General features: G+C 57.9%; 11 protein-coding genes and 1 tRNA gene. 7 read left to right on the top strand and 5 right to left on the bottom strand.

All coding sequences use genetic code 11. From position 1 onward, the window contains the following. Window positions 1-67 precede the first annotated feature (67 nt). Window positions 68-772, top strand: coding sequence for an aspartate/glutamate racemase family protein (locus GV827_RS04410; protein ID WP_235930232.1), 705 nt, complete (start codon window positions 68-70; stop codon window positions 770-772). Here GV827_RS04410 and GV827_RS04405 read toward each other — a convergent pair. After that, window positions 769-2,370: a GMC family oxidoreductase gene (locus GV827_RS04405; RefSeq protein WP_164352488.1), complete on the bottom strand. Its 1,602-nt coding sequence runs from the start codon at window positions 2,368-2,370 to the stop codon at window positions 769-771. The two genes, GV827_RS04410 and GV827_RS04405, sit on opposite strands and share 4 nt — an antisense overlap. Window positions 2,371-2,490: 120 nt before the next feature. Between GV827_RS04405 and GV827_RS04400 the strand changes: the two genes are divergently transcribed. The 4 genes from GV827_RS04400 (at window position 2,491) to GV827_RS04385 (ending at window position 6,737) form a co-directional block, all read left to right on the top strand. Further along, window positions 2,491-3,723, top strand: coding sequence for a TRAP transporter substrate-binding protein (locus tag GV827_RS04400; protein WP_164352487.1), 1,233 nt, complete (start codon window positions 2,491-2,493; stop codon window positions 3,721-3,723). 106 nt (window positions 3,724-3,829) lie between these two features. Next, entirely contained in the window at window positions 3,830-4,528 is a 699-nt protein-coding gene (locus tag GV827_RS04395; RefSeq protein WP_164352486.1) for a TRAP transporter small permease, read from the top strand. Further along, window positions 4,528-5,919 carry a TRAP transporter large permease gene (locus GV827_RS04390; protein ID WP_164352485.1) on the top strand — a complete coding sequence of 464 codons (1,392 nt, stop codon included), beginning with the start codon at window positions 4,528-4,530 and terminating at the stop codon, window positions 5,917-5,919. Before GV827_RS04395 ends, GV827_RS04390 begins: the two co-directional genes overlap by 1 nt. 44 nt (window positions 5,920-5,963) lie before the next feature. Continuing rightward, a complete protein-coding gene (locus GV827_RS04385; RefSeq protein WP_164352484.1) occupies window positions 5,964-6,737 on the top strand; it encodes an IclR family transcriptional regulator in 774 nt (257 codons plus the stop codon). Here GV827_RS04385 and GV827_RS04380 read toward each other — a convergent pair. Both GV827_RS04380 and GV827_RS04375 read right to left on the bottom strand, forming a co-directional pair. Next, the gene (locus GV827_RS04380) at window positions 6,714-7,937 is read right to left on the bottom strand and encodes a winged helix-turn-helix domain-containing protein (RefSeq protein WP_164352483.1); all 1,224 of its coding nucleotides are present in this window, start codon (window positions 7,935-7,937) and stop codon (window positions 6,714-6,716) included. The two genes, GV827_RS04385 and GV827_RS04380, sit on opposite strands and share 24 nt — an antisense overlap. After that, the gene (locus GV827_RS04375) at window positions 7,937-8,971 is read right to left on the bottom strand and encodes a LacI family DNA-binding transcriptional regulator (protein WP_164352482.1); all 1,035 of its coding nucleotides are present in this window, start codon (window positions 8,969-8,971) and stop codon (window positions 7,937-7,939) included. Before GV827_RS04375 ends, GV827_RS04380 begins: the two co-directional genes overlap by 1 nt. Before the next feature lie 122 nt (window positions 8,972-9,093). Between GV827_RS04375 and GV827_RS04370 the strand changes: the two genes are divergently transcribed. Next, a tRNA-Arg gene (locus GV827_RS04370) sits at window positions 9,094-9,170 on the top strand. Between the two features lie 529 nt (window positions 9,171-9,699). Here GV827_RS04370 and katG read toward each other — a convergent pair. Continuing rightward, the gene (gene katG, locus GV827_RS04365; RefSeq protein WP_164352481.1) at window positions 9,700-11,877 is read right to left on the bottom strand and encodes a catalase/peroxidase HPI; all 2,178 of its coding nucleotides are present in this window, start codon (window positions 11,875-11,877) and stop codon (window positions 9,700-9,702) included. 113 nt (window positions 11,878-11,990) lie between these two features. On the opposite strand from katG, the gene GV827_RS04360 reads away from it, so the two are divergent. After that, window positions 11,991-12,929 (top strand): hydrogen peroxide-inducible genes activator, encoded by a 939-nt coding sequence (locus tag GV827_RS04360; RefSeq protein ID WP_164352480.1) that lies wholly within the window; start codon window positions 11,991-11,993, stop codon window positions 12,927-12,929. A gap of 160 nt (window positions 12,930-13,089) precedes the next feature. Here the strand turns inward: GV827_RS04360 and GV827_RS04355 are convergent, their stop codons facing one another. Further along, window positions 13,090-16,599, bottom strand: a complete 3,510-nt coding sequence (locus GV827_RS04355) for a Hint domain-containing protein (RefSeq protein WP_164352479.1) — start codon at window positions 16,597-16,599, stop codon at window positions 13,090-13,092. Between the last annotated feature and the right edge of the window lie 145 nt (window positions 16,600-16,744).

Below are 16,744 nucleotides of genomic sequence, written 5' to 3'. Positions count from 1 at the left end.
TGTTTACAAATTGTCATCGTTGGAATTCGACCTTGTCAGCTGCCTTGTCGCACCGCATTGATCTTGCATGGGTGACATGCTGCAAAACAGGTCAGGCGCGCGGTTGGGCATTCTGATGCTTGATACGCAATTCCCTCGTATTCCGGGTGATGTCGGTAATCCCGACACATGGCCATTCCCTGTGCGGTATGGCGTGGTCGATGGTGCGACGCCGCAAGCCATTGTATGCGAGGATATGGAGCCCTTCGTGCAGGCCTTTATTGAGATGGGTCGAAATTTGATTGGCGAAGGTTGCACCGGCATCGCCACGACCTGTGGGTTTCTTGCGCTGATCCGACCCCGGCTGGCTGAGGCGCTGGGCGTGCCGGTCGCGGCCTCCGCGCTTGAGCAGGCGGGCCAAATCCTGCCGATGCTGGCACCTGACCGGACGCTGGGAATTCTGACCATTTCCGCGACAAGCCTGTCGCCGCAGCATTTGAGAATGGCCGGGGTTCCGGAGGAGACGCCGATCAAGGGCATGGAAGGCAGCAGCTTTGCCACGTCGATCCTTGAGAACCGGACGACACTCGATGTCAGAGCCGCACGGGCCGAAATGGTTGCAAAGGCAGAAGCCTTGGTTGCGGAAAGTCCTCAGGTTGGCCCAATCATTCTAGAATGCACAAACATGGTGCCTTATGCGCCAGATATCGCGCTTGCGACCGGGCGGCCCGTCTATTCGATATACACCTATCTGCGGTGGTTTCATGCGGGACTTGCGCCGCGCAGATTTTAGGCGCGTGCGTCTTCCAATATCAGATCGCTTGCCTTTTCCCCGATCATGATCGCAGGCGCATTGGTATTGCCCGATACAATCTCTGGCATAATTGAGCAATCGGCGACACGCAGCCCGGCGACGCCGTGAACCCGCAGACGTGCGTCCACGACTGCGTCTTTGCCATTGCCCATCTTGCAGGTGCCCGTCGGATGATAGATTGACGCGGTATTGTTACGCGCCCAGTCCAGTGTGGCGTCGTAATCATTGATGTCGAGGTCCGCATGAGGGCGAAATTCCTCTGATATCTTTGAGCTCAAAGGCGCATGGCGTGCGATGCGGCGGGCAATGTTTACCCCTTCGACAATCGTATCGCAGTCGGTCTTGGTCGACAGGTAGTTCGGGATGATCTTTGGATAGTCGCGGGGCTTGGCGCTGCTCAACCTGATCTCTCCCCGGCTTTCTGGGCGCAGCTGACAGACCGACATGGTAAAGGCCGAGAACTTGTCAGCGCCCTTGCCGGGATTTTCCGCCGAGAGCGGCTGCACGTGGAACTGGATATCCGGTGTTTCCAGATCATCCCGCGTTCTCATGAAGCCGGTTGCCAGACTTGCCGCCATGGTCATCGGCCCAGCGCGGAACATCAGGTATTTCAGGCCAATGCGCGCCTGCCCCATCAGGGTCGATACCTCATCGTTCAGGGTGGGCTCGTTGCATTTGTAGACCAGTCGCGCCTGCAGATGGTCTTGCATGTTCTTGCCGACGCCGGGCAGATCCCGTGTAACCGTGATCCCGTGTTCGGCCAGTTGGTCGGCCTCACCAATACCCGACAGCATCAGCAGTTGGGGCGAATTAATCGCACCGCCCGATAGAACAATCTCGCGATTGGCGGTGATGGTCTGCTCTTGCCCGCTGCGGTCAGTATAGGTCACGCCGGTGGCGCGGTTGTCTGCAATGATGACCTTGTCGACCTGCGCGTGGGTGATGATCTGCAGGTTCGGGCGTTTCTTGACCGGGTTGAGATAGGCCACAGCGGCAGAGCACCGCCGCCCGTTTCTTGACGTCAGCTGGAAGAAACCAACGCCTTCCTGTTCAGCCCCGTTATAATCGGGGTTGAAGGGATAGCCTGCGGCCTGTGCGGCAGCGACCCAGGCATCGGTGATCGGACGCTGGATGCGCATGTTTGAAACCGACAGCGGCCCCTGATCGCCGTGAAACTCATCTGCGCCGCGTTCGTTACGTTCCGCACGTTTGAACAATGGCAGCACGTCGTCCCAACCCCAGCCTGTATTCCCCATCTGCCGCCAGCGGTCATAATCCTGCGGCTGGCCGCGTACGTAGAGCAAACCGTTGAGAGAGGAGGAGCCGCCCAGCACCTTGCCACGGGGCCATTCTATAGAACGGCCATTCAATCCTGGGTCGGGCTCCGTCTTGTAACACCAGTCGACCGACGGATTATGGATGGTTTTGAAGTAGCCGACGGGAATGTGAATCCAGGGATTGATGTCGCGCCCCCCGGCTTCAAGCAGGATGACCTTGTTTTTCGGATCGGCGCTGAGCCGGTTGGCCAAAACACAGCCAGCCGAACCTGCCCCCACCACGATGTAATCCGCGTTCATCTGACGATTCCTCCAACCCGTTGAAGAAAATTCTATACAGATGCCTCGATTCAAGCTAGTCTTTTTTGAAACCATAAGTCTCATTAATTGACGATTGTGCTTCGAACGGGAGGAACCAACATGAAGGTACAAGACAAACTCAAGGGCATTTCGCGCCGCGATCTGTTTCGTGTAGCAGGCCAGTATGGCCTGTCTTCGACGCTGCTGGCGGCAGGCAGCTTTGGTGGCGCGATGAGCCTTGCCAATCTGGCGACAGCGGCAGAATCCACATATGAAAAACGCTTTTCAAAAGAGCCGAAATTCACTTTCAAGTTTGGTGCCGCGGGCTTTAACCAGCGTAACCTGTTGATTGAACGCGCAGGTTGCCTTGAGTTCGCGCGCGATCTGGAAAGCCGGACCGACGGTGAAATCCGGGTCGAGTTCATCGGCGACAACCAGATCTGCGGCCAGACATCCTGCGTGGAAAAGACCCAGCAGGGCATCGTCGAGATCTATGCGGCCTCTACCCAGAACTCTGCCGGTGGTGCGCCTTACCTGAACGTGCTGGACTATGCTTACATGTTCCCGTCCCGCGCGGCGCAGTACTACTTCATGTACCACCCCGATTCGCAAAAGCTGCTGCGTGAGCCTTATGAAAAGCGTCACGGCCTGAAGTTCCTGTTCAGCCACGCCGAACTGCGCGGCATCCAGTTGGGTCTGTCATGGGAAGACAAGCCCACGGTGACCAGCATCGAGCAGCTTTTCGGCACAAAGAACCGCGTCACCGGCACCCAGTTGGGTCGGATCGCGATGCAGGCGCTGAACCTGAACCCGGTGCCTGTGGCATGGGAAGAAACGCTTGATGGTCTCAAGCAGGGTCTGATCGACGGTGCCGAGACATGGGCCTCCGCCGTGGCCTATGCGAACATGTCGCCGGTTGTGTCCCAGTCCGTGGACCTGCGGTTCTTCTGCGGGACCGAGCATACGGCGATGTCGGCGTCTGCCTTCGACAGCCTTGGTGGCGAACTGCAGGATGCGGTAATGGAGTCGGCCTACCTTGCGCAGGTTCACGTGCAGGCGGCGAACGAGGCGGCGCTGGTCAACACAGTCGGTGCTTCGAACCCACAGGGTCCGAACACGATCTTTGCCCAGAACAACGTCCGCGTTGCCGAACTGGACGCCGCGCAGATCAAGATGGCCGAGGAAATGTGCTCGCCCGAGTTCCAGCCCCAGCTTTGGGAAGAGTGGCGTGAGCGTCTGAACGGCTGGTCCGGCGGTCTGGATACCTATCAGGAGATCTACAACATCGCGCGCGAAATCCCCGCAGACACGCTGGCCGAGAATGTCGAGCCGCGGCGCTGGTGGAAAGCTTGATCCAAAACGGGTTAGATTAAGAAGAAGGTCGGCCCTTCTTGTGGGCCGACCTTAGCATATCGGGGCGTTGGAGAATGCCCTATCATGTCTTTGGGAGGGGACCGTCATGTCTGTCATGGCTGACGTCGGCACCATCATCGGCGCAACGCTGAGTGGTGACATCACATTTTCTACAGTTCAGGCGTACCGCTCACCGGCGGCATGGTTCGTGTTCGGGCCGCTCACGTTGTTGGGTGGTTTGCTGGTGTACTGGATTTATCAACGCGTCCCCTTTCTGGACCGTCATCTGGAACGCACGATCGTCGTCTGGACGTATATCGTGATCGCAATGATCATCTTTGTTGGTGTGTTGCAGCGTTTTGGCCCGAACCTTTGGTGGTTTCCCGAAGCCTGGGCGGGGCAACCGGCGTGGTCCACAACCATCCCGCCACTGCTTTTCATGGTGATGGCCTGGTACGGATGTGCCTTTAATGTGCGGCTGCGGACGCATCTAAGCTTTAACGAATTCCGATCCAAGATGCCGCCGAGGGGCCAGATCATCGTGCTGATGATGGACGCCGTGCTGTGGATGGGGTTCTGCATCATCGTGGTTACGACAACGGCGCGGGTGACAGTGAACTCCTACGACAACTTCCAGATCGTTCTGGGCACCGACAACCTGATGCAGTGGAAATTCCTGATTACCGTGCCCATCGCCTTTTTGCTGATGGCAGGGCGTGTCTGGGAGAATCTCTTTGAAGACCTGAAAAGATACCGGGCAGGCGAGCCGCTGATAGAGCAAGCCGTAATCGGGGGGGATGTGTGATGACCGATGGAAGCTGGATTACACTGATTTCTCTTGGCGTGACGTTCCTGTTCATGATGGGCGTGCCCGTGCTGCTGGTGATTTTCTACTGGGTGGTGGGATGTTCCTTTGTGATGGGCCTCACGCTCGACAACACCGGTGCGGAGCTGATGAACGTCTTTAACAAGGGCTTTGCGCTCTTGGCGATGCCGCTTTTCATCCTGACCGGGGACTTGATCAACAAGTCAGGTATTGCGCGGCGGCTTTCAAACTTTGCCTATGCCTGTCTGGGGTGGCTGCGCGGCGGGCTTGCCATGGCTTCCATCGGCGCATGCGGGTTGTTCGCGGCCATCTCCGGCTCGAACTCTGCCACCACGGCCACCATTGGCTCGATGCTGCATCCCGAGATGGTCAAGGGGGGCTATGACGAACGGTTCTCTGCCGCCACGGCGGCGGCGGGCGGAACGGTGGGGATCATCATTCCACCTTCGATCATCTTCATCGTCTACGGCTTTTTGATGAACCTGCCGATCTCGGACCTGTTCATTGCGGGCATCGTGCCCGGATCGCTGATGGTGCTGGCGATGATGATCGCCTGTTTCGTCATCTGTTACATTAACAAGTGGGGCTTTTTGATCACCCTGTCGCCATGGCGGGTCTTCAAGACCGCCGTGGGCGCTTGGCTGGGCTTCTTTGCCATCGGTCTGGTGCTTTGGGGCATCTACACCGGCAAGTTCTCTCCGACAGAAGCGGCGGGTGTGACGGTGGGTTTCTGTATCATCGTTGGCGTCATTTCCTATCCGCTGAACAAGCTGATGAAGAATAAGCCGGATGCGCCGGTGGAAGAGCGGTCACTTGCGTCGATGGTTGTGGTCGAAGGGTTCACGCCGATCGAGATCCCTTCCATCGTTGTCCGCTCGGCGCAGATCACCGGCATCCTTGCCCCGCTGATCGCTGTCTCTGTGGTGATGCAACAGATCCTGTCGCTTTTGGGTGCGCAGCAGGTCATCGGCGGTTTCGTCACGGGTATGGGCGGATACTATCCCGTTCTCTTTACCGCGATGGCAATTGTCTTTGTCGCAGGAATGATCCTTGAATCCTTACCAGTGACAATCATTCTGGCCCCCATTCTTGCCCCGATTGCAGCGTCTGTTGGTGTCGATCCAATCCAGTTCGCGGTGATCTTCCTTGTGGGGGCATCCATCGGGTTTATCACACCGCCTTACGGTCTGAACCTCTACGTGGCCTCCGGCGTGACAGGCGTGCCCTACTTCCGCCTGCTTCGGTACGCGACGATGTACCTTGTGTCGCTGGTCATCGTCTGGTTCTGTGTGGCGATCTTCCCCTCGCTTTCAAACACGCTCCTGCCCGGAGGCTACCTGTTTGAACTCTTGTCAGGGTTGGGGGGATAACCGTATGACACTGAGATGGTGATCTGAGAGACAGAAAGTCGCAAATGCCCGACACGAGCAGTTCAGAAAAGGCAATTCCAACCAATTTGAGGTTGCTTCTTCTGCTCGAGGAGATTGCCCGCGTCGGGGTGCCTTTGACGCCAACGGCCGCAATCGAGGTGCTGGGCCTGCCAAAGCCCACGGTGCACCGCCTGTTTCACCGGCTGGAAGAAGAAGGGTTCCTGCAACGTGACGTCGACGGGCGGTCCTATTCGCCGGGACAGCGGTTGCGCAAGCTGGCAGGGAACGTTTTGTCGTCCACCCGCCTGCGAACCGTTCGGCTGGCGGTGCTGAACGCGCTGACCGAAGACGTGGGCGAGACCTGCAACCTTGCCACGCCGGAGCGTGACGGGATGATCTACATCGACCGGGTCGATACCAAGTGGCCGTTGCGTATTCAGTTGCCCGTTGGGACCACGGTGCCGTTCCATTGCACAGCCAGCGGCAAGATGTACCTGTCATCCCTGCCGCCGCGCAACCTGTCCAAATACCTGTCCAACGCGGTACTTGAACCGCATACGCCCGATACTCTGACCGATCCAGAAGCCATCGTGCAGGAGATTGACAAGGTGCGTCAGAACGATTTTTCCACGGACAATCAGGAATTCATGGAAGGCATGGTCGCCATTGCCGTGCCAATCCGCGATGATCTGGGCCGGCTGATGTCGACCTTGTCGGTGCACGCCCCGATCCAGCGGATCAGTCTTGAGGAACTGAAAGGCCATCTGGACCGCCTGCGTGCGGCAGCCAACGATCTAGCCGAGATGTTGCTGCGCTGAGCCGCGCAACCAGCCGTCCTCAAATTCGACACGATCAACCCCGGCAAGACGTTTCACGCGATCCAATTCGCCCTCGAACGCCGTCTGCCGTGCCTTGCCCCAGCGGATATTACCCTCAGACCAAAGCGCGCGGACGCGCAGCACGTCTTCGTCGCGGAAAGCTTTCATATCGACGCGGCCCACCAGCCGGTCGCCCTGCAGAATGGGAAACACGTAGTAACCAAAAGTGCGCTGCGGTTCCGGCACGAAAACCTCGATCCGGTAGGTGAACCCGAACAGCCGCTCTGCGCGTTTGCGGTCCCGCAGTGCCGGGTCGAAAGGGCTGAGAATGCGCAATCGGTTGGTCGGGGCATTCTGAAGCGCTGGATCCTCATCCAGACCGGGCCGCGCGAAGGCCAATCTTTGACTACCGTCCGCGCTGGTGATCTGCACCTGTTCCAACCGTCCGGCGGATTGTTCTGCCAGACACCAGTGTTTCGCTTCCGCCGGGGTGATATGATCCCAAAAAGCGGCGAGTTCCCCGTGGGTTGCAAACCCCAACCGCACCAGCGCCTGATCGCAGCACCAGTTTATGACCTCTTCGGTATGCGGAGCATTTTCGGGATCATGCAGATGTTGGTCCAACACCCGTTCTGTCAGGTCATAGCGTTTCTGAAAACCGTCCCGCCCCACGACGCACAGCGCCCCGCTGCGCCAGAGATATTCCAGTGCGGTCTTGGACGGATGCCAGTCCCACCAGCCGCCGGAGCCACGCTTTTCGTCCTTGCCCACGTCAGAGGAACAGACCGGGCCGCTTTCCCGGATCTGGTCCAGCACAATTTGAAACTGCTTTTCGAACCCTTCGCGCCGGTCCTTGCTCCAACGTTGGCGCAGGCGTTTCGCGTCCCGCTGGCGGCGCAGGTGCCATTGCGGATAGAACCGCATCGGAATGACCGCCGCGTCATGTGTCCAATGTTCAAACAAGGCGCGATCCTGTTCGTATAGGTTCTTGAGCGCCTGCGGACGGTAGCGGGGGCGCCTGGAAAAAAGGATCAGGTCATGGGCGCGCGCGACGGTGTTGATGCTGTCGAGTTGAACAAAGCCAAGGCTTTCAATCATCTCCAGAAGGTCGCCGCCAGATGCGGGCCCCTGCGGTGCCTCGGACAGCCGGTGTCGGTCCAGAAAGATGCGGCGCGCTTGGGAGTTGCTGAGGTCCAGCATTACCGACGGCGGCGGCGCAAGGTATCCCCAAAGGAAAGTGTCGGGGTCAGCGTAACCTGATTTGGCAAGTCCGGGTCGGGCGTGTCCATCGTCTGGTTCAGAATGATCTTTGCTGCTGCCTGACCAATCTCGATGCGGCAGGCATCCATGGTGGCAAGCTGGCGGGGCAACCCTTGCAGCAATTCGACGCCGTTAAAGCCGGCAAGCCCGATTTGGCCGGGAATATCCACGCCCTGATCCAGCAGGTAGAGCAAACCACCGGCCCCAATCATGTCATTTGAGTAATACAGGAAATCCAGATCAGGGGAGCGTTCAAGCATCTCCTGCGTCATCTCACGCCCCTTGGCCAGTGCTGAGCCACCGGAATAGAACGCGCGGTCCTCGATCTCGATTCCAGCCTTCGCGAGGCCTTCGGTGAACCCTTCAAACCGTTTGCGTGCGCGGTGATCAAGCGGCATCTTGGTACCCATGAACCCGATGTGTTCATAGCCTTCTTTCAGGATCGCCGCGGCCATTTCCCGCCCCGCGCGACGATGAGAGATGCCGACCATAGCATCGACCGGCTTGCCGTCTGTGTCCATGATCTCGACCACGGGAATGCCCGCGTTGCTGAGCATCGCGCGCGTGGCATCGGAATGCTCAAGCCCCGCGATGATCACACCGGAGGGACGCCATGACAGCATCTCATAGAGAACCCGTTCTTCCTTTTCTGGCAAATAGTCGGTTACACCCACAACTGGTTGCAAGGGCGTGTCTTCCAACACCTGATTGATGCCGTTCAGCACCTCGGGAAAGACCATGTTGCTGAGAGACGGGATAATCACCGCCACCAGATTGACCCGTTGCGAGGCAAGCGACCCGGCAATCTGGTTGGGCACGTAGCCAAGTTCTTTCGCCGCCGCCAACACCTTGCTGCGTGTCGCCTCCGACACATCGCCGCGGTTCCTGAGCACCCTGCTGACCGTCATTTCGGATACGCCACAGGCGTCAGAGACATCACGCAGCGTCAGCGGGCGTTTGGCAGCAGTATTCAAAGCGAGGCACCTTTTATGTTCTATAACCAGTTAGCGCGAACAGGACACCGCGATCAAGCGCCGTGCAAAAAGGCAATAGGGCGATGACAAGCGTTGCGGTCTTGGGTAAACGGTTTTCCTGTGGCCCCGTGGCTCAACTGGATAGAGCAGCCCCCTCCTAAGGGGCAGGTTGCAGGTTCGAATCCTGCCGGGGTCACCAAAACTGCCTGAGAAATACGGCTTATTTACAGGGCTTTGTGCAGGAGCTTGTAGAAACTCCCGTGAGCTTTCGGGCCGAATTCTCACGAAACGGCCAAAATCCCAGACAAAAACTGTAGAAAATGCGCACCTCGTTGGAACTGTAGCGATGTTCTATCGGACCAAGTGGTCGTTCAGGCCACTTAGTGTTCGAAGGCGACCGGTCTTTTCCAGCCCGATACTGAGTGGCCTTGACGCGGAATGTCCCGGACAGGGACACAGCGATCAGTGTTGTATCTACGGCGCAGGATACCAAGAGGTCGAATAACCGCAAGTCAGCCAATTCTGGGTTTCAATCCGCAGTACGACCTCATAGCGATGACCGTTTGGGTGAGCCACGGCACAGCGTTCCGGAGACTTTGGTTTGGGGGAAATGATTATTGCGGTCCCGGCGCGGCAGAATTCTCTTGCGCAATCGTTCTTTGATTGACCTCGTTATCGAAGGCAGGCGCGGTTCGGGCAAGCAACGGCCTGCCCGAACCATGTTTAGATTATGCTACCAGATCGAACCGGCCGGCATTCATGACTTTCGTCCATGCAGCGACAAAATCGCGTACGAACTTCGCCTCGTTGCCGTCCTGTGCGTAAACTTCGGAGAAGGCACGCAGGATAGAGTTCGACCCAAAGACAAGGTCAGCACGTGTGGCCGTGTACTTGGCCTCACCTGTTGCACGGTCCTGCAACTCATAAGAGCCGTCTTCCTCGATCGGGACCCACTTGTAGTCCATGTCAGTGATTGTCTGGAAGAAGTCGGTGGTCAGTTGGCCTTCGCGGTGGGTGAAGACACCGTGCTTGGACCCGCCATAGTTGACGCCAAGCATCCGAAGGCCGCCCACCAGAACTGTCATCTCTGCGCCGGTCAGACCCAGAAGCTGCGCCCGGTCGAGCAACAGCTCTTCTGCCGGGGTGTCGTAGGCTTCTTTCTCCCAGTTGCGGAATCCGTCAGCGAGCGGTTCCAGAACAGAGAAGCTGTCAGCGTCCGTCATCTCGTCGGTTGCATCGCCACGCCCAGCGGCGAAAGGCACGGCCACATCATGACCAGCGGCCTTGATCGACTGTTCCAGACCAACATTGCCCGCCAGCACGATCACATCGGCGATGGACGCGCCTGTTTCGGCGGCGATTGGCTCAAGAATGCCAAGCACCTTGGCCAGACGCGCAGGCTCGTTGCCGGCCCAGTCCTTTTGTGGCGCAAGACGGATACGGGCACCGTTGGCGCCGCCCCGCATATCAGAGCCACGATAGGTGCGGGCACTGTCCCACGCGGTCGCAATCATCTCGGCCCCGGTCAGGCCGCTGTCGGCGATTTTCGCCTTCACCGCCTCAACGTAGTAGTCGGTCGAACCTGCAGGAACCGGATCCTGCCAGATCAGATCTTCCTGTGGGACGAACGGACCATAGTAGTTAGCCTTTGGCCCCATGTCGCGGTGGGTCAGCTTGAACCACGCCTTTGCGAAAGTTTCGGACAAGTAGTCCGGATCGGCATGGAATTTCTCGCAGATCTCACGGTACACGGGATCGACCTTCATTGCCATATCGGCATCGGTCATGATCGGGTTATGCTTGATGGACGGATCGGTCGCGTCGGGGACTTTGTCCTCTTCAGCGATGTCGATCGGCTCCCACTGCCATGCACCCGCGCGGGATTTGACCGGCTGCCATTCATATTTGAACAGCAGTTCGAGATAGCCATTGTCCCACTTGGTCGGGTTGGATGTCCATGCCCCTTCAAGACCTGACGTATGCGCAGTATTTGCGTTGCCGTCATTGCCTGGATCGCTCCAGCCGAAACCGGCGTTCACCACATCGGAGCCAGCAGGCGCTGGACCAACGGCGTCTGCCGCCAGACCGCCGTGACATTTGCCCACGGTGTGGCCGCCGACGGTGAGGGCCGCGGTTTCTACGTCGTCCATCGCCATCCGCCCAAAAGTCATGCGGACATATTTGGCGGTCTCCGCCGGGTCGGGATTACCGTTCACACCCTCCGGGTTCACATAAATCAGGCCCATGTGAGACGCAGCCAACGGGTTGTACATCGAAGTCGCATCTTTGACATCGGTCACACGTTCTTCGGTAGGTGCGAGGATTTCGCTGTCACTGCCCCAGTTGATGTCGATTTCCGGGCCCCAGATATCTTCACGACCGAAGGCAAAGCCATAAACTTTTAATCCCATGTTGGAATAGGCCACGGTGCCCGCGAGAACCAGCAGATCGGCCCAGGACAGGGCATTGCCGTATTTCTTTTTTACGGGCCACAGAATGCGCCGCGCCTTGTCGAGGCTGGCATTGTCGGGCCAAGAGTTCAGTGGCTCAAACCGGATGTTGCCGGTGCCTGCGCCGCCACGTCCGTCACCCAGGCGGTAGGAGCCTGCCGCATGCCACGACAGACGAATAAACAGGCCACCGTAATGGCCCCAGTCCGCCGGCCACCAGACCTGACTGTCGGTCAAAAGCTTGTCGACGTCATCCCAGACGCCCTTGAAATCAAGTGCCTTCACGGCCTCGCGATGATCGTAGTCAGGGTCCATCGGGTTTGAACGCGCATCGTGCTGATGCAGGATGTCGATGTTGAGTGTCTTTGGCCACCACTTCAATGGGTGGTTGTCGATTCCGGTGTTGCCGCCGTGCATGACGGGGCAACCGCCCTTCATCACATTGTTTCCGTCCATGATCCGCTCCGTGTTTATTGGTGCTGTATCGAATCTACAGCTTAGAACAATTCTAACGACTGGCTTCCATAAATCCCAATTGATTTTTCTAACTGAAGCGATAACTTGCGCTTATGCTAAGCCTTACGCTTAAACACCTCAGATACTTTGATGCCCTTGCCCGCCACACTCACTTTGGTCGCGCCGCTGAATCATGCGGTATTTCGCAGCCCGCGCTCTCGGTCCAGATCAAGGAGTTGGAGGGCATGCTGGGCTCGCCTCTGGTCGAGCGAAGTGCGCGACATATCCGTCTGACAAGCCTGGGTGAGGCCTTTTTGGAAAGGGCGCGCCAGATCCTTGTACAGGTCGGTGAACTGAATGACCTCGTCCGGTCAGCAACGGGGCCATTGGCCGGGCAACTGCGTCTTGGGATCATACCGACGGTGGCGCCCTACCTGCTCCCTCAGGTGATGACTGCGCTTGCGGCACGGATGCCCGGACTTGATCTTTACCCACGGGAAACTGTCACAAAATCGCTGATTGCTGATTTGCTCGATTCACAACTGGATGCGGCGATCGTGGCTCTTCCGATATCGGAACCTGCGCTTCAGGAGTTCGCTCTTTTTGACGAGGACTTTCTGCTGGTTCGCCCAAAAACCGAGGCTGACAAGCCGGTACCAAGCCCGGAAAAGCTGCAGGAAATGCGGCTGCTGCTCTTGGAAGAAGGGCATTGCTTTCGTGATCAGGCCCTCAGCTTTTGCGAAGTTTCGACAGCGAGGCCGCGCTACCTGATGGAGGGAAGCTCGCTTTCGACGCTGGTCCAGATGGTAGGCGCAGGCATGGGTCTGACATTGATCCCCGAGATGGCGCTGCCGCTCGAGACCCGGGTGGCTCAGGTATCTGTCGCACGGTTCCCGCCGCCCGGTCCGGCCCGACGCATTGGGATGGTCTGGCGCAAGACGAACCCGCTGGCCGAAAAGCTGATGGAGGTCGCGGCGATTGTCCGGCAGGTCGGCATGGACATGCATGACAAGGCGCGGCACGCATCGTCATCGCCTCTTGCTCAGGGTTAGCCATGGCGAGGCGGAAACTGGCTGAGGTGGTTGTACGGAGTTTTTGCATCTCACGGCGTTCAGAGCGCTTTACTGGCTAAAGCAGATGCAGCAACTCTGCGGCAGTGTTCTGATTAACGGCTAAATCGTGGTATCGCTTGGCTAGGTCTTCGATGTGCCGTTAGGGACAGATGGGTCCACTGGCTTCAGCCAACCTCTGATTTGACACCACTGATGCCATGCTAGTGATTTTGTAAGGCGGAATTCTTCGGGACTGATCCGCATTGCTCAACGCCAGGGCTCCGTTAGAGAATCTTCCTTGGACGTCTTTGCGTGCCAGAACACGTCTCGCACGGGGGCCATACGCAGCCGAAGGCTTTTTGTCTTGCAGGTGCGGGACCGCAGCGACCAGACGGGCACGTTCGACCGGATTCATCAGAGCCATCGCCTGCGAGCCAGGATAGAAACTTTCGCTGCACCATCCTTCTGAGATCAATACATGGTGCTCTGGAAGCAGGAGGTGGTAGTAACGGATTGTCTCACGGCCCTTCGCAAAAGATGCCAGCCGCGTTTCCTCGGCCAGATGGCGGGCACGGCAGAACACAGTCGATCCGTCGGGCAAGTCCATCAAAAGGCAATGCTGGGGTGACACCAGAAGCGCGCGATTGATGCCGGGGCGTGACGGTTTGATCCGCACCGGGGTCGCGCACGGATCGATTGTCCCGGCGCGCAAGGTCAGGTCGGTGCATCCTACCCAGACCAGTGGCTGCGGCCCGGCATCAAGGGTGCTGATCAGATCGCCCGGTTGCAGATCCTCGACCGCGACGTCGCCCATGGGTGTTCGGATCGCCGTTCCTTCCGCGAAACACACGACACCGGTATTTTCGGATGTGAACGAGCTGTTGTTGGCACTGGCACCGCTGAAGGTCAGGCTGCCGGTGCCGAAACTGTCATTGTCCGAATAGTCTACGCCCCCCACACCATCGTTTGACTGGTTCAGGATGCCATCGTCGGCCTGGTCAGCATGCAGTTCCCAGATGTTGTCATAGAATGCGGAAAGATCAATGAAGTCGTTGTTGGTGGTGTCGGCATCATCCAGCGTGCCGGTATTACCAAAGTTGAAATCAGTGATTGTGTCTGCACCATCACCCGCAGCATAGCTGAATATTTCATTGCCCGCGCCACCGGTCAGGGTGTCATTGCCCGCGCCGCCGACAATCGTATCGTTGCCGCTGCCGCCCACGACGCTGTCGTTGCCTGCGCCAGCGTCGACCTCAACACCAGCAGAATCGGCCGAAGCGTCAAAGTTGTCCGCTCCGGAGCTCAGCTCCCAAGCTTCAATCTCCGAGAATTGCCCGCTATCGCCATCGTCGTCGAAATAGGTGCCCTGACCATCGCCGGAATAGGTGACCGTGATCGCGTCGTTGAGCCTTGCAATAGAGACGACGTCTCGATCGGTGCCGCCCTCACCGCCGATGATAGTGTCGTTGCCAGTCCCGATGTCGAAGAAATCAGAGCCGTCGCCACCGCTTAGCGTGTTGTTCCCGATGCCCCCATCGAAATAGTCGTCGCCCGCCCCTCCGATAAGGCTGTCATCCCCATTTTGACCATAAAGAGCGTCGTTGCCCTCTTCGCCCTGAATCGTATCGGCGCCGGATCCGCCCCGGATCGTATCGTCGCCAGCCCCGGCGATGACGTTGATCCCGACGGTGTCGGCACCAGCATTGACGGAGTCCGCTCCACCGGTGAGGATCAGGCGCTCGATCTCTGTAAAGGCAAGGGTGTCGATGCCATTGGTGATGGTGCCGGCCTCGTTGCCGGAATAACTGACGGTAACCGCGCCAGTGAGGGTCGCAAGGTCGATGGCATCATCGTCTATACCACCCTCTCCGCCAAAAATGGCATCGGACCCAAAGCCGTCCTCGATCTGAAAGGTGTCCGCGTCGTTTTCACCGTAGAGTGCGTCATTTCCGGAACCGCCCGACAGGGTGTCTGAGCCCGCACCCGCAAAAATGGTGTCGTCGCCCGCCCCTCCAGACAGGGAGTTGTCGCCTGTTTCCTCAATCGCAGCCGTATCGTCTATGAAATCATTTCCATCTCCACCCACTACGGTATCGGCACCTGCTCCGTATAGGATGGTATCGTCCCCGTCGCCGCCCGCGATGGTGTCGTTTCCGAGTCCCCCAAAGATAACATCATTGCCCGCGCCGCCATCGATCAAGTCACCGAATGTATCGCTGTCGCCCGGAAGGGCGTAATCCGCATCCAGCCGGCTTGAGGTGATGTTGGTGTAGCCGACGTTAACTGAATCCAGAGAGATGCTTTGGATGGGTTTGCTGGTCAGCAGGGCATTGTCAGCGTTGTTCGACATCTCCGGCATCATGTAGACTTCGCCGTCGGTGGTTTGGATCACAACCGCCGTAAAAGTCCCTGTGGTGGCGTCGGTGAAGGTTACCGTCGCATTGTAGACGATGCCCGTGTCGACCATCTTGGCGACACCGCCGATGGTGATGATTTCCGGAGTGCCAGTATGATCCATGTCAATGGAGGTGTTGGCATTGCTGTCCGTGACACTCGCCTGTTGGAAGGCGTTATAAAGCTCGTTGCCCGCACCGCCATATGACCCCAGTAGCGCACTGGCATATTCATTTGCGAAATTGCTTTCATTGTCGTCCACTTCGGCCCCGGAACCCAGGTGGATGACATTATAAGTCGAAGTGACCGTGTTGCTGCCATTGACCGATGTCGCCGGATCCTCGCCGCCGTAAATCGTGTCATTACCGTCTTCGCCATAGAGACTGTCGGACCCGGTGCCGCCATAGATAAGGTCGTTGTCGCCCTCACCAAAAACAATATCGGCTCCATCGCCACCGAAAACAGTGTCGCTCCCGAAACCTGTCCAAACGGTATCGTTTCCGGACCCCGCATCGATGAAGTCGTTACCGATCTCGGAAAAGCCGCTGACATCGTCAATGATATCGTCGCCTGCACCACCAAAGACGGTATCCTGTCCGGCCCCGTATTCGATGTAATCGTTGCCATCACCGCCATAAACCAGATCGTCGCCAGCGCCCGAGAAAATTGAATCGTTCCCGGCCCCGGCATCGACGGTGTCATCGCCGCCATAGGCGTTCATCTGGGTGCCGTCGGCGTCTGTATAGCTGGTACCGATGTTGTCCGCGCCGCCAGTGCCGTCCACAGTGCCGTCAATAAAGGCGTCCTGTTCGGAATTTGCGACCGTACTCGAGAAATTGTCGCCGACAATGGAATTGAGGGTGATGGATTGGATCGGCTTGTCGTCCAGGACGGCGTTGAATCCACTTCCGGTTATGTAAGGCAGCAGAAACAACCGTCCAGACACGTCTTGCAGGATTTCCATCTGCGTCGATGCCGTCGTCCCGTCCGAGTATGTGACGGTCACAGTAAAGTCGATAACGCTGTCGAGGGTCGCACTGATCCCGTTGTAGATCAGATTCTCGCCGACCTGCCCATTGTCGTTTTCGCTGACCCCTCCGTTATTGTTCGCGTCGTCCAGCCCCAAACTGTCGATGCTGTCATAGAGCGGCGCGTAGACATCACCAAAGGTCTGGCCGATCAGAGAGCCTGAATTCTCGGATTGCCAGTTGCCCTCGTTCGGATCGAGATCCGAAAAGGTCCCCAGATAGAATGCTTCGATGGTACTTACGGCCATGTTACTGTCCTAGGACTCTCATCCTGAGCGTATGGTCGAAAATTGGGGCAACAGTAGGGTTATTATTTTACAGTATTGTGCAGTACTCACGTTGCGACTCGCAGTCCCGACAAGGTGAAAAACGGCAAGCGTGTCCGTTCCCAAA

It is taken from the genome of Sulfitobacter sediminilitoris (assembly GCF_010667575.1).
GTDB lineage: Bacteria > Pseudomonadota > Alphaproteobacteria > Rhodobacterales > Rhodobacteraceae > Sulfitobacter > Sulfitobacter sediminilitoris.
Note: the sequence above shows the minus strand (reverse complement) of the source record. Positions and strands in the feature narration are given on the sequence as shown.

Excerpts from the sequence above, each read along its gene's own strand:
- GV827_RS04410 (WP_235930232.1), top strand. The coding sequence starts at position 68 with ATGGGTGACATGCTGCAAAACAGGTCAGGCGCGCGGTTGGGCATTCTG.
- GV827_RS04405 (WP_164352488.1), bottom strand. The coding sequence starts at position 2,370 with ATGAACGCGGATTACATCGTGGTGGGGGCAGGTTCGGCTGGCTGTGTT.
- GV827_RS04400 (WP_164352487.1), top strand. The coding sequence starts at position 2,491 with ATGAAGGTACAAGACAAACTCAAGGGCATTTCGCGCCGCGATCTGTTT.
- GV827_RS04395 (WP_164352486.1), top strand. The coding sequence starts at position 3,830 with ATGTCTGTCATGGCTGACGTCGGCACCATCATCGGCGCAACGCTGAGT.
- GV827_RS04390 (WP_164352485.1), top strand. The coding sequence starts at position 4,528 with ATGACCGATGGAAGCTGGATTACACTGATTTCTCTTGGCGTGACGTTC.
- GV827_RS04385 (WP_164352484.1), top strand. The coding sequence starts at position 5,964 with ATGCCCGACACGAGCAGTTCAGAAAAGGCAATTCCAACCAATTTGAGG.
- GV827_RS04380 (WP_164352483.1), bottom strand. The coding sequence starts at position 7,937 with ATGCTGGACCTCAGCAACTCCCAAGCGCGCCGCATCTTTCTGGACCGA.
- katG (WP_164352481.1), bottom strand. The coding sequence starts at position 11,877 with ATGGACGGAAACAATGTGATGAAGGGCGGTTGCCCCGTCATGCACGGC.
- GV827_RS04360 (WP_164352480.1), top strand. The coding sequence starts at position 11,991 with ATGCTAAGCCTTACGCTTAAACACCTCAGATACTTTGATGCCCTTGCC.
- GV827_RS04355 (WP_164352479.1), bottom strand. The coding sequence starts at position 16,599 with ATGGCCGTAAGTACCATCGAAGCATTCTATCTGGGGACCTTTTCGGAT.